Raw genomic sequence first — 12,407 nt, 5'->3', positions numbered from 1 at the left:
CCGCATCCGAGGAGTGACATGTCCGAGAGCAGGACCACCGCAGAGTTCTTCTTCGACCCGCTGTGCCCCTGGGCCTGGATGACCTCCCGGTGGATGCTGGAGGTCGAGAAGGTCCGCCCCGTGGACGTGCGCTGGAAGGTGATGAGCCTCGCCGTCCTGAACGAGAACCGGCTGGACGAGGTCCCCGCCGAGTACCGGGAGATGCTGGAGACCAAGGCGTGGGGCCCGGTCCGCGTCGTCATAGCGGCCCAGCGGCTGCACGGCGACGAGGTCGTCGGCAAGCTCTACACCGCGCTCGGCACCCGCTTCCACAACGACGGCGAGGGCCCCACCCGCGAGGCCATCGCCGCCGCCCTGCGGGACGTCGGCCTCCCCGAGGACCTGGTGGAGTACGCCGACAAGGACACCTACGACGCGGAGCTGCGCGCCTCCCACACGGAGGGCATCGAGAAGGTCGGCCAGGACGTCGGCACCCCGGTGATCGCGGTTCCCGGCCCGGACGGCGACGAGGTCGCGTTCTTCGGCCCGGTCGTCACCCCCACCCCGCGCGGCGAGGCCGCGGCCCGGCTGTGGGACGGCACGCTGCTGGTCGCCTCGACCCCCGGTTTCTACGAGATCAAGCGCACCCGGACGGCGGCGCCGAGCTTCGAGTAGCCGCCGCCGCAGGAACAGAAGAACCCCCGCGATTCACGTCATCGCGGGGGTTCTTCCTCATTCCGCCCGCAGGTGAAGGTTGAGAAGACGATCACGAGCAGGACGAGCGGGGGCCGCCGGAAGGATCAGAAGGAGATGAGCGGCACGCTGGCCCTGGCGGCCTGGTAGCGCTTGTTCACGTCCTGCCAGTTCACGACCTGCCACATGGCGTCGATGAAGTCGACCTTCTGGTTCTTGTACTGCAGGTAGAAGGCGTGCTCCCAGGCGTCGAAGACCAGGACGGGGATCGAGCCCTGGCCGACGTTGCCCTGGTGGTCGTAGACCTGCTCGACGATGAGGCGGCCGCTGACCGGCTCGTAGGCGAGGACGCCCCAGCCGGAGCCCTGGGTGGTCGCGGACGCCTTGGTCAGCTGGGACTTGAACTTGGCGAACGAGCCGAAGGACTCGGTGATCGCGTCCGCGAGCTCGCCCACGCCGTCGGCCGCGAGCGGCTCGCCGCCGCCGTCGCCGGCCTTCGGGCTGGCCATGTTGTTCCAGTAGATGGAGTGGAGGATGTGGCCGGAGAGGTGGAAGGCCAGGTTCTTCTCCAGGCCGTTGACCGAGCCCCACTGCTCCTTGTCGCGGGCCTCCTCCAGCTGCTCCAGGGTGTCGTTCGCGCCCTTGACGTACGCGGCGTGGTGCTTGTCGTGGTGCAGCTCGATGATCTGCGGATTGATCACCGGCTCCAGCGCCGCGTAGTCGTACGGCAGCTCCGGAAGTGTGTAGATCGCCATGTGCCGAGCCCTTCGACTGACTGCTTATTGCAACCTATATGCAAGTGCAGGCTAACAGCACCTGCGCACGAAGTTGATCAGTCGTTGGTCCTAGGGCCTGCGCGGGAGTCCGTGTGGGGGGTCCGCGCGAGGCGCGTGCGGGAATCCGTCCAGGAGGCCCGCTCCGGCCCGCGCGCCCGACTGCTTCCGCGCGCTCCGCCGAACGGCGCACGTGGCCCTGTCCCCGGCCCGTTCAAGATCCATAACGTGCGGGGCATGACGCTCCCCCTGAGACTCGCCACCGCCGGTGTCCTCGTCGCGCTGCTCGCCGGCACCGCCCAGGCCGCCGCCCCCTGGCGACAGGTCGGCACCGACGCCCGCAGCGGTGTCTCCGGCCTCGCCGCCGAGGGCGCCGGCACCGCGCTCGTCGTCCACGACAACAAGCGCTCCGGGCAGCCGCGCCTCTCCCGGCTCGCGTACGGCACGGACCCCGCCACCGTCACCCCGCTGGTCTGGGAGGGCGCCGAGCCCGTCGACCTGGAGGCGATCGAGGCGATCCCCGGCCTGCCGGGCGAGTACCTCGCCGTCGCCGCGCGCGGCATCGTCTACCGCCTCCGGGTCACCGGCACCACGGCCACCGTCGTCGAGTACACCCCGCTGCCCGCGATCGGTGCCGGCGACGACTTCGAGAGCTTCGCGCTCGTCGCCCGCGACGGCCGGTTCGCCGCCCTGTGGGCGGACCGCGGCGAGGGAGCGGAGCGGCCCGCCACCCTGTACGCCGCCCCGCTGACCTTCGCCGCGTGGGGCGAGCCGCGGTTCGGCGCGGTCACCCGGCGCGCCTTCACCGCCCCGCGCCCCGCGGACGCGGGGACCCGCCACATCTCCGACATCTCCGTCACCGGAGCCGGCCGGATCCTGGTGGGCTCGGCGTCGGACGCCGGCGACGACGGCCCCTTCGACTCCGCCGTGACCGACGCCGGCCAGGTCGTCCTGACCGCCTCCGGCCGGGTGCGGGTCTCCCTCACCGCCCGCCCGGTGCCTCTCGGCACCTTCCCCGGCCACAAGATCGAGGCCGTCGAGTGCCTCCCCGGCGGCGACGCGCTCCTCGGAACCGACGACGAGAACCGTGGCGGCCACGTCCGCACCGCCCCCTACTGCGGCACCTGATCCGGCTCCGGACGCACGGACGCCCCGCCGGGCGGGAGGCCCGGCGGGGCGTTCGGGGAGTGCGGGGGAGGGGTCAGACCTTCCCGGCCGCCGTCCCGCGCGCCTTCTGCAGGCCGAAACCGACCACCGCGAGGGCCAGCGTCAGGGCGCCCGTCGCGTACAGCTGCACCCGGGTGCCCTCCTCGCGGGCCATCAGGAAGAAGATCGCCGCCATCCCGGCCAGCGCCACCCAGGTCAGCACCGGGAAGGCCCACATCCGCACGACCAGCTTCTCCGGCTCCTCGCGCTCGGTGCGGCGGCGCAGCACCAGCTGCGAGGCCGCGATGAAGAACCAGACGACGAGGATGATCGCGCCGATCGTGTTCAGCAGCCAGATGAACGCCTTGTCCGGCGACCAGTAGCTCAGCAGCACGCAGCCGAAGCCGACGACCGAGGAGGCGAGGACCGCCGGGCGCGGCACCCCGCCGGAGGTGCGGCCGAGCGCCTGCGGGCCCTGGCCGCGGGCGACCAGCGAGCGGGCCATCCGGGAGGCGCCGTAGATGTTGGCGTTCATCGCCGAGAGCAGGGCGACCAGGACGACCACGTTCATGATCTGGCCGGCGGCCGGGATGCCCAGGTGGTCGAGGGTGGCGACGTACGGGCCCTTCTCGACGACCGCCTTGTCGTCCCACGGGACGAGGGTGACGATGACCGCCATCGAGCCGATGTAGAAGAGCGCGATGCGCCACATCGCCGTGCGGACCGCCTTGGCGACGCCCTGCACCGGGTGCTCGGACTCGGCCGCCGCGATGGTGACCGTCTCCAGGCCGCCGTACGCGAAGACGGAGGCGAGCAGGCCGACGATCAGGCCCTCGGAGCCGTGCGGGAAGAAGCCGCCGTCCCCGGTGAGGTTGGCGGCGCCGGGGGCGTCGGTGCCGGGCAGCAGGCCGGTGATGGCGAGCACGCCGATGCCGAGGAAGAGGACGATCGCGCCGACCTTCAGCGCGGCGAACCAGAACTCGAACTCGCCGAAGTTCTTCACCGCCGCCAGGTTGGTGCCGCAGAAGACCAGCATGAAGAGCGCCACCCAGGCCCACTCGGGCGTGCCCGGGAACCAGCCCGTCATGATGTTCGCGGCGCCGATGCCCTCCAGGCCGACGGCCACGCAGAGCAGGAACCAGAAGGCCCAGCCCGCGGTGAAGCCGGCCCACGGGCCGAAGGCGCGTTCGGCGTGGACGGAGAAGGAGCCGGAGGCCGGGTTCGCCGCCGACATCTCGCCGAGCATGCGCATCACCAGCATGACGAGCACGCCGGAGATCGCGTAGGCGACGACGATCGAGGGTCCGGCGGCGGCGATGCCGGCGCCGGAGCCGACGAAGAGGCCGGCGCCGATGACGCCGCCGAGGGCGATCATCGACAGATGGCGCTGCTTGAGGCCGTGGGAGAGGCCCTCGGCGGGAGCGGCGGTGCCGTCCTGGCGGTCGGCCTGCGCGGGCGCGGTGGTCCGAGACATGGGCAACCCTGTTCATAGGCTGAGACGGGGAGGGAAGCCCACAGTCTGGGTGCCCGTACCGCTCAGAGGGAACGGGTGTCCGCTATACGGTCACCACCTTCACACAAGGTGAAGATTCAATTCCGTTTCGTCGTGGACGTGCGCGCTCGCCGGGACGCCCGCACCTCGCGCAGCCACGCCACCACCAGCACCGCCGCCGTCGCCCCCGCCGACCACAGCACCTGCGGCCGCGCCCCGTCGTCGGTCAGCATCAGCACCAGCACCGCGCCCATCGCCGCCAGCGCCGTCCACGTCAGCCACGGGAACCCCCACATCCGGAGCGTCAGCGTCTCCGGCGCCTCCCGCTCGATCCGCGGCCGCAGCCGCAGCTGCGACACCGCGATCAGCGCCCACACGAACAGCAGCACCGCGCCGACCGCGTTGAGCATGTAGAGGAAGACGGAGTCCGGCCACTTCAGATTGAGCAGGACCGAGACGAAGCCGAACGCCACCGAGGCGAGCACGGCCCGCCGCGGCACCCCACCGCCCGACACCTTCAGCAGCCCCTTCGGCGCCTCGCCGCGCTCCGCCAGCGAGAAGACCATCCGGGAGGAGCCGTACAGGTTGGCGTTGAGCGCCGACAGCAGCGCCACGAAGACCACCACGTTCATGATCTGCCCCGCGCCCGGCACCCCGATCGCGTCGAGGACCGCCACGTACGGCGACTCGCCCGGCACCATCGACGTCCACGGCAGCAGGGTCACGATCACCAGCATCGAGCCCACGTAGAAGAGCAGGATCCGCCACACGGCGCTGCGCACCGCCCGGGCCACGTTCCGCGCCGGGTCCTCCGACTCGGCCGCCGCGATGGTGACGACCTCCAGACCGCCGAAGGCGAAGATCACCGCCAGCACCCCGGAGACCACCCCGGACCAGCCGTTGGGCAGGAAGCCGCCCTGGCCGGTCAGGTTGGCGAGCCCCACCGGATCGGTGTCGGGCAGCCAGCCGACGATCGCCAGCGTGCCCAGCGCCAGGAAGAGGACGATCGCGCCGACCTTGAGCGCGGCGAACCAGAACTCGAACTCGCCGAAGTTCTTCACCGCGGCCAGGTTCGCCACCGTGAAGACCACCATGAAGAGCAGCACCCAGCCCCACTGCGGGACCCCCGGCACCCAGCCGTGCGCGATCCGCGCCGCGCCCGTCGCCTCCACCGCGAGGACGACCACCAGCAGGAACCAGTACAGCCAGCCCACCGAGAACCCGGCCCAGCGGCCCAGCGCCCGCTCCGCGTGCACCGAGAACGCGCCGGACGCCGGCATCGCCGCCGACATCTCGCCCAGCATCCGCATCACCAGCATCGCGAGCGCGCCCGCGATCAGGTACGAGAGCACGATCCCCGGCCCGGCGACCGCGATGCCCGCGCCGGAGCCGACGAAGAGACCGGCGCCGATGACCCCGCCCAGCCCGAGCATCGTCAGATGACGCTGCTTCAGGCCGTGGGAGAGGGGCTCGGGTTCGCTGAGGGGGGAGGGCGGGGCGTCGTCGCGCATGGTGGGGGACTCGCGCTCTGGGAGGAGGGGCACGTACACGGGCACTTTATGGAGACCCCACAGTCTCTCCGCTGACGGGCCCTTGACGCAAAAGGGGCGACACGTGCCGACTTCCCAGTGACAAGCGTCACGTGGCGCCCGGCGCCTCCACCGCCCTTTGTCGGAATCCCATGAAGCCCCCGCCCGAGGCTTTGTCGGCGGCTGACGGTGATCGAGCGTTCACTCCTGGCATAGCGTCGACCTGTCCCGACACCCTCACCCCCGCGGAGTACCGATGAGCACCGCCGCCGCCCCCGCCCGCGCCCTCCGTACGGGCACCGTCCTGGCCGACCTCCTGCCGTCGAGCCGCGTCCGTGACGTCGCCCTCGTCGTCGGCGGCGCCGCCCTCACCGGCCTCGCCGCGCAGATCTCCCTCCCGGTCCCCGGCTCCCCGGTCCCGGTCTCCGGCCAGACCTTCGCCGCCCTGCTCGTCGGCACCGCCTTCGGCGCCCGCCGCGGCTTCCTCTCCCTCGCCCTCTACGCCGTCGCCGGCATGGCGGGCGTCCCGTGGTTCGCCCAGGGCTCCTCTGGCTACGCGATGCCGTCCTTCGGCTACATCCTCGGCATGCTGCTCGCCGCCACCGTCGTGGGCGCCCTCGCCCGCCGCGGCGCCGACCGCTCGGTCCTGCGCACCGCCGGCACCATGGTCCTCGGCTCCGCGGTCATCTACGCGGTCGGCGTGCCGTACCTGGCCCTCGCCACCGGCATGACCCTCGGCCAGGCGGTCGCCGCCGGCCTGACCCCCTTCCTCATCGGCGACGCCCTCAAGGCCGCGCTCGCCATGGGCGCCCTCCCGGCCGCCTGGAAGCTCGTCGGCCGCAAGGGCTGACACCCGGCAGGATCCGGAAGGGACGGCCCGCGCCGTACGCGAAGGGCCCGCCGCTCCAGCGGGAGCGGCGGGCCCTTCATCGTGTCCGGGTCAGGCGCGGGACGCCTTCTTGGCCCGCTCGCGGACCAGCGCGATCGCCAGCACCAGCGCGGCCACGAGCAGCGAGAGCACGACCTGCTCCCGGGCGCTGCCGCCGTCGTAGATCATGTAGCCGAGGACGAAGACGATCATGCCGATCGTCGCCCAGGTCAGGTACGGGAAGAGCCACATCTTCACGACCAGCTTCTCCGGCGACTCGCGCAGGATGATCCCGCGCATGCGCAGCTGGGTCACGCAGATGACCAGCCAGACGAAGAGCGCCACCGCGCCGGAGGAGTTCAGCAGGAAGGCGAAGACGGTGTCCGGCCACTGGTAGTTGAAGAACACCGCGACGAAGCCGAAGACCACCGAGGCGAGGATCGCCGTGCGCGGCACGCCCCGCTTGTCGACCTTGGCGAAGCCCTTCGGCGCGTCACCGCGCTGTCCGAGCGAGAAGGCCATCCGGGAGGCCGTGTAGAGGCCCGAGTTGAGGCAGGACAGGACGGCGGTCAGGACGATCACGTTCATGATCTGGCCGGCGGCCGGGATGCCGATCGAGTCGAGCGCGGCGACGTACGAGCCCTTCTCGGTGATCGAGGGGTCGTTCCACGGCAGCAGCGTCAGGACCACGAAGATCGAGCCCAGGTAGAAGACGCCGATCCGCCAGATCACGCTGTTGGTCGCCTTGGTGACGGCGCGCTGCGGGTCCTCGGACTCGCCCGCCGCCAGCGTCACGATCTCGCTGCCCATGAACGAGAAGACGACCATCAGGACACCGGTCAGGATGGCTCCCGCGCCCATCGGCAGGAATCCGCCCGCGTCGGTGAGGTGCGCGAAGCCCGCGCCCGGGTTGTCCGAGCCCGGCAGCACGCCGAAGACCGCGAGCATGCCGATGGCGACGAAGGCGCCGATGGCGACGACCTTGATGCCGGCGAACCAGAACTCGAACTCGCCGTACGAGGCCACCGAGGCCAGGTTGGTCGCGGTGAGGACGACCATCACGATGAGCGCCCAGGCCCACTGCGGCACCGCCGGGACCCAGCTCTCCAGGATGACCGCGCCCGCGGTCGCCTCGACGGCCAGCACGACCACCCAGAAGAACCAGTACAGCCAGCCGATGGTGAAGCCCGCCCAGCGGCCGAGCGCCTGGTCGGCGTAGGCCGAGAAGGAGCCGGAGGAGGGCCGCGCCGCGGCCATCTCGCCGAGCATCCGCATCACGAACACGACCATCGCGCCGACCAGCGCGTACGAGAGGAGGATCGCGGGGCCGGCGGCGGCGATGCCGGAGCCGGAGCCGACGAAGAGGCCGGCGCCGATGACGCCGCCGATCGCGATCATCGACAGATGGCGGTTCTTGAGCCCGGCCTTGAGGCCGTCGGAGGGCGGGATCTGACCGGTGGTGCCGGTGCTGCCGCCTTCCTTGGCGAGGGTCGGCTGCGTGTTCATGAACGCTTCCTTCGGGTGTGGGGGGTGGCTCGGGTCGCGAGCCGGAGCCATGTAACCCGGCGACCGGCCAGTACGGAAGGGCTGATTCCGGATCGTGATTCAGGACATACTCGGGCCATAAGGTCCGGACCAGGCGGGACGGAGGTCCGTGACCCGCCGGGACCAAGGTCCCGACCCCGCTGACGCCTGCCCCGTCCCGGCCGTGCCACACTCGAAGCCATGCGCGTCTACATCGGTTCCGACCACGCCGGCTACGAACTCAAGACCCACCTCGTGGAGTGGCTCACCGCCCACGGGCACGAGCCCGTCGACTGCGGTCCCCACCTCTACGACGCCCTCGACGACTACCCGCCGTTCTGCCTGCGCGCCGCCGAGAAGACGGCCGCCGACGCGGACAGCCTCGGCATCGTCATCGGCGGCTCCGGCAACGGCGAGCAGATCGCCGCCAACAAGGTCAAGGGCGTCCGTGCCGCCCTCGCCTGGAGCGAGCAGACCGCCGCCCTCGGCCGCGAGCACAACAACGCCAACGTCGTCGCCGTCGGCGCCCGCATGCACACCGAGGAGGAGGCGACCAAGTTCGTCGAGATCTTCCTCTCCACCCCGTACTCCGGCGACGAGCGCCACACCCGCCGCATCGAGATGCTGAGCCGGTACGAGACCACCGGCGAGCTCCCCCCCATCCCGGCCCACCACCCGCAGGAGCCCACCGCCTGATGCCCGAAGGGCACACCATCCACCGGCTGGCCGCCGACCACCGCGAACGGTTCGGCGGCCGGCCCGTGCGCGTCTCCAGCCCCCAGGGCAAGTTCTCCGACTCCGCCGCCCTCCTCGACGGCGCCACCCTGGAGACCACCGAGGCGCACGGCAAGCACCTCTTCCTCGGCTTCCCCCGCGACGAGTGGGTCCACATCCACCTGGGCCTCTTCGGCAAGGTGACCTTCGGCGACGCCCCCGCGCCGCCGCCCACCGACACCGTCCGCCTCCGCCTCGCGAACCCCGAGGCGTACGTCGACCTCCGCGGCCCCACCACCTGCGCGCTGATCACCGACGCGGAGAAGCGGGCGGTCCACGCCCGCCTGGGCCCCGACCCCCTCCGCCCGGACGCCGACCCGGACCGCGCCCGGCACCGGATCGCCAGGTCCCGCACGACGATCGCCGCCCTGCTCATGGACCAGAAGGTCATCGCCGGCGTCGGCAACGTCTACCGCGCCGAGGTCCTCTTCCGCCACGGCATCGACCCGTACCGCGCGGGCCGGGACCTCACGGCGGGGGAGTGGACCGCGATCTGGGACGACCTGAAGGCCCTCATGCGCGAAGGCGTCCGCCTCAACCGCATCGACACCGTCCGCCCCGAGCACACCCCCGAGGCGATGGGCCGCCCGCCCCGCGTCGACGACCACGGCGGCGAGGTCTACGTCTACCGCCGCGCGCACCAGCCCTGCCACCTCTGCGGCACCGGGATCAGAACCGCCGACCTGGCCGCCAGGAACCTCTTCTGGTGCCCCACCTGCCAGCGGCGCTGACCGCGGGGCACCACCCCGCGCCCGGAGGAACGCTCTAGAACCCGTGCGGCAGCCAGGGCGCGAGGCCGGACCCGAACGCGACGGACGCCTCCGTGAGCGCCCCGCCCCGCAGTTCCGTCACCCGCCCCGCCGAAGCCAGCGACGCCAGCGACGTACCGCCCAGATACGCCGAACCCAACTCCCGCACGGACAGGGCGAGATCGGCCGCGTCGGCGGTCCGCGCGCACACCGCGCCCTTCGCGTCGCCGGTCAGCCGCCAACGCCCCGCGTTCCACGGGCAGAACGCGTCCTCGACCTCGAACACCACGTCCACCGGCGCCTGGTACGTCCGCGCCTCCAGCGCCGCGCCCACGTCCACCAGCCGGACGAACAGCACCTCCCGCGCGACCGGTTCGCACCGCCGCACGTCCGAGACCAGACGCAGCCAGGCCGCGTCCACCGGCGAACTGTCCACCCGCACCTTCGCCGTCAGGTCCACCGAGCACAGGAAGCGCCACAGCGCCGCCTCCGCCGCCCCGTCGAGCGCCGTCACCTCGTGCGCGATCACCGAACCGTCCGCGCCCGCCCAGCTCCACTCCGGCTTGATCGCGTAGTAGGCGTACCCGACGACCTCCCCGTCCCGCTCGGCCAGCACGCACTGCTTCGGCGAGGCGCCGTTCCGCGAACCCGGCGGATCGAGCAGCGGAAGCCGCTCCCAGCCGGGCCGGCGCGCCGTCATCCCCGGCCGGCGCGGCACCATCCGCGCGTACACCGGCTCCGTCGCCGCCGAGGACTCCGCCAGGGACACCGTCCGCAGCGTCACCGCGTCCGCCCCCGCCGGCACGTCGAGCCGCACCCGGGTCGTGTCGATCACCGCCCGCTGCGCCCAGCTCGCCGCCCCGTAACCGAACCGGCCGTAGATCACCGGCTCCGACGCCGTCAGCACGGCCAGCGGCTCGCCCAGCGCCCGGACGTCGTCGAGCTGCCGCCGCATCATCGACGTCAGGACCCCCTGCCGCCGGTGCGTTCCGGCCACGCTCACCATCGTGACGCCCGCCGCCGGCACCGACGCCCCGCCCGGGACGGTCAGCCGGAACGAGAACGCCCCCGCCGTCGCCACCGCCCGCTCGCCGTCCCACACCGCCAGCGACCGCTCGCACTCGGTCAGGTCCCGCCACAGCTCCCGCTCCTCCGGCTCCTCGGGGACACCCCCGAAAGCCAGCTCCAGCGCCGCGAACCAGCGATCCCACTCCGACGGGTCGAGCACCCGAAGTTCAGTCGTCATATGCCATCGATATCAGCGGTCACCGCCCGAGGCGACCCGATTTCACGCACCTTGTCACCGGGGTACCCCTGCACGGGAGCGGCCCGGGTGGATAGGGTCCAGGCCAATGGCCCACCACGGAGTGAACACGTACACGGCCCGGATGCGCAGGCGCGCCCACCGGGCCCGCGTCGTGCTGCGCCGGACCGGGGTCGACTACTTCCGCGGCGGCACCTCCGACCGCCTCGCCCTCGCCGGGCTCCTCCTCACCATCCCCGCCATCGTCTGCGGCACCGTCCTCGACCCCGTCTGGTGCTCGCCCGCCGCCCTCGTCCTGCCGATCGTGGCCGGCGGCCTGCTCCTGCGCCCCGCCAGCCTCCTCGGCCTGTACGCGGCGGCCGCCGGCGGCCTGATCGTCGAGTCCGCCTTCCTCGGCCCGTACGGCGAGGGGCCCGCCCGCGTCACCCCCGGCACCGTCCTCGTGGTCGCCGCCTGCGGCCTCTTCGGCCTGCTGATCGCCCAGTTCCGGGCCCGGGTCGGCGTGCCCTGGCGGCGCGGCGGCACCATGCTCTTCGACCTGCGCGAGCGGCTCCGGGTGCAGAGCGCGCTGCCCCGGCTGCCGCGCGGCTGGCACCGCGAGATGGCGCTCCGCCCGGCCGGCGGCCAGTCCTTCTCCGGCGACTTCGTCGTCGCCGCCCGCACCCACGGCGGCCGCACCCTGGAGGTCGTCCTCACCGACGTCTCCGGCAAGGGCATGGACGCGGCCTCCCGCTCCCTGCTGCTCTCCGGCGCGTTCGGCGGCCTGCTCGGCTCGCTCCCGCCGCACGGCTTCCTGCCCGCCGCCAACGGCTACCTGCTCCGGCAGAACTGGGACGAGGGCTTCGCCACCTCCATCCACCTCGTCCTCGACCTGGACTCCGGCGACTACGAGCTCTTCTCCGCCGGCCACCTGCCCGCGCTCCAGCTCCACTCCGGCACCGGCCGCTGGGAGGAGAAGGACGGCGAAGGACCCCTCCTCGGCGTCTACGACGGCGCCGAGTTCCACCCGGTCAAGGGAACCCTCCACCCCGGCGACGTCCTGATGCTCTTCACCGACGGCCTCGTCGAGGCCGCCGACCGCGATCTCGCCGAGGGCATCGACCGCCTCACCGGCGAGGCCGACCGCTGCGTCTCCGGCGGCTTCGAGGGCGTCGCCTGGCACCTCATCGAGGCGGTGGCCAAGGACGTCAACGACGACCGGGCCCTCCTCCTCATCTCCCGCCCGGCCTGAACCACCCGCGCCGGCCCGGCGTCTTGACCGGTGTCGCCGTCCCACGATTCGTCACCCGCTGCCGGGGGCAAAGGGGTTGGTGGCACGATGGAGGCGCGGGGGTGTCCGGATGCATACCCCGGGCTGGGCAGGACCGACCGAGGGTGTGATCAGTTGTGGCGATTTCGTTGTCTGTGGTGTTGCTGTTGGCGATCGTCCTCGTCGTGCTGATCCGCGGCGGCAGCCTGAAGGCGGGGCCGGCCGTCGTCGCCGTCCTCTTCGGCTTCTTCCTCGCCTCCACGGGCATGGCCGACGACATCCAGCGCTTCCTGGACTCGATAACCCAGACGATCAGCGGCATCAAGTTCTGACGGAAACGGCTCCGGGCCCGGTTCCTCGTCGAGGA

Annotated in this window: 12 protein-coding genes; 7 read left to right on the top strand and 5 right to left on the bottom strand. The window is 72.2% G+C overall.

Going from position 1 to position 12,407, the window contains the following annotated elements; all coding sequences use genetic code 11:
- Positions 1 to 18 precede the first annotated feature (18 nt).
- On the top strand, positions 19 to 654 hold the full coding sequence (locus tag ACFVU3_RS18425; RefSeq protein WP_390067310.1) for a DsbA family protein: 636 nt from the start codon (positions 19 to 21) through the stop codon (positions 652 to 654).
- Positions 655 to 779: 125 nt separating this feature from the next.
- Here the strand turns inward: ACFVU3_RS18425 and ACFVU3_RS18420 are convergent, their stop codons facing one another.
- Complete coding sequence (locus ACFVU3_RS18420; RefSeq protein ID WP_390067309.1) at positions 780 to 1,427, bottom strand: superoxide dismutase; 648 nt, start codon at positions 1,425 to 1,427, stop codon at positions 780 to 782.
- Positions 1,428 to 1,682: 255 nt separating this feature from the next.
- Here ACFVU3_RS18420 and ACFVU3_RS18415 point away from each other — a divergent pair, with 255 nt between their 5' ends.
- Positions 1,683 to 2,573, top strand: coding sequence for a hypothetical protein (locus ACFVU3_RS18415; protein WP_390067307.1), 891 nt, complete (start codon positions 1,683 to 1,685; stop codon positions 2,571 to 2,573).
- Positions 2,574 to 2,646: 73 nt separating this feature from the next.
- Here ACFVU3_RS18415 and ACFVU3_RS18410 read toward each other — a convergent pair whose 3' ends face one another.
- Together ACFVU3_RS18410 and ACFVU3_RS18405 are read right to left on the bottom strand one after the other, a co-directional pair.
- The gene (locus ACFVU3_RS18410) at positions 2,647 to 4,065 is read right to left on the bottom strand and encodes an amino acid permease (protein ID WP_390067306.1); all 1,419 of its coding nucleotides are present in this window, start codon (positions 4,063 to 4,065) and stop codon (positions 2,647 to 2,649) included.
- A gap of 116 nt (positions 4,066 to 4,181) precedes the next feature.
- On the bottom strand, positions 4,182 to 5,594 hold the full coding sequence (locus tag ACFVU3_RS18405) for an amino acid permease (RefSeq protein ID WP_390067584.1): 1,413 nt from the start codon (positions 5,592 to 5,594) through the stop codon (positions 4,182 to 4,184).
- A 274-nt stretch (positions 5,595 to 5,868) separates the two neighbouring features.
- Between ACFVU3_RS18405 and ACFVU3_RS18400 the strand changes: the two genes are divergently transcribed.
- Positions 5,869 to 6,462, top strand: a complete 594-nt coding sequence (locus ACFVU3_RS18400; protein ID WP_390067304.1) for a biotin transporter BioY — start codon at positions 5,869 to 5,871, stop codon at positions 6,460 to 6,462.
- 90 nt (positions 6,463 to 6,552) lie between these two features.
- Here the strand turns inward: ACFVU3_RS18400 and ACFVU3_RS18395 are convergent, their stop codons facing one another.
- A complete protein-coding gene (locus ACFVU3_RS18395) occupies positions 6,553 to 7,986 on the bottom strand; it encodes an amino acid permease (RefSeq protein WP_390067302.1) in 1,434 nt (477 codons plus the stop codon).
- Between the two features lie 219 nt (positions 7,987 to 8,205).
- Here ACFVU3_RS18395 and ACFVU3_RS18390 point away from each other — a divergent pair, with 219 nt between their 5' ends.
- Complete coding sequence (locus tag ACFVU3_RS18390) at positions 8,206 to 8,700, top strand: ribose-5-phosphate isomerase (protein ID WP_390067300.1); 495 nt, start codon at positions 8,206 to 8,208, stop codon at positions 8,698 to 8,700.
- Positions 8,700 to 9,509 carry an Fpg/Nei family DNA glycosylase gene (locus ACFVU3_RS18385; protein WP_390067298.1) on the top strand — a complete coding sequence of 270 codons (810 nt, stop codon included), beginning with the start codon at positions 8,700 to 8,702 and terminating at the stop codon, positions 9,507 to 9,509. Before ACFVU3_RS18390 ends, ACFVU3_RS18385 begins: the two co-directional genes overlap by 1 nt.
- Before the next feature lie 34 nt (positions 9,510 to 9,543).
- On the opposite strand, the gene ACFVU3_RS18380 is transcribed toward ACFVU3_RS18385, so the two are convergent.
- A complete protein-coding gene (locus tag ACFVU3_RS18380) occupies positions 9,544 to 10,773 on the bottom strand; it encodes a GNAT family N-acetyltransferase (protein ID WP_390067296.1) in 1,230 nt (409 codons plus the stop codon).
- Positions 10,774 to 10,879: 106 nt separating this feature from the next.
- Between ACFVU3_RS18380 and ACFVU3_RS18375 the strand changes: the two genes are divergently transcribed.
- Both ACFVU3_RS18375 and ACFVU3_RS18370 read left to right on the top strand, forming a co-directional pair.
- A complete protein-coding gene (locus tag ACFVU3_RS18375) occupies positions 10,880 to 12,022 on the top strand; it encodes a PP2C family protein-serine/threonine phosphatase (protein WP_390067294.1) in 1,143 nt (380 codons plus the stop codon).
- 155 nt (positions 12,023 to 12,177) lie between these two features.
- On the top strand, positions 12,178 to 12,372 hold the full coding sequence (locus ACFVU3_RS18370) for a hypothetical protein (protein ID WP_390067292.1): 195 nt from the start codon (positions 12,178 to 12,180) through the stop codon (positions 12,370 to 12,372).
- Positions 12,373 to 12,407 lie beyond the last annotated feature (35 nt).

Source organism: Streptomyces sp. NPDC058052 (assembly GCF_042885515.1).
GTDB lineage: Bacteria > Actinomycetota > Actinomycetes > Streptomycetales > Streptomycetaceae > Streptomyces.
This window is presented reverse-complemented; position numbering and strand designations above follow the sequence as displayed.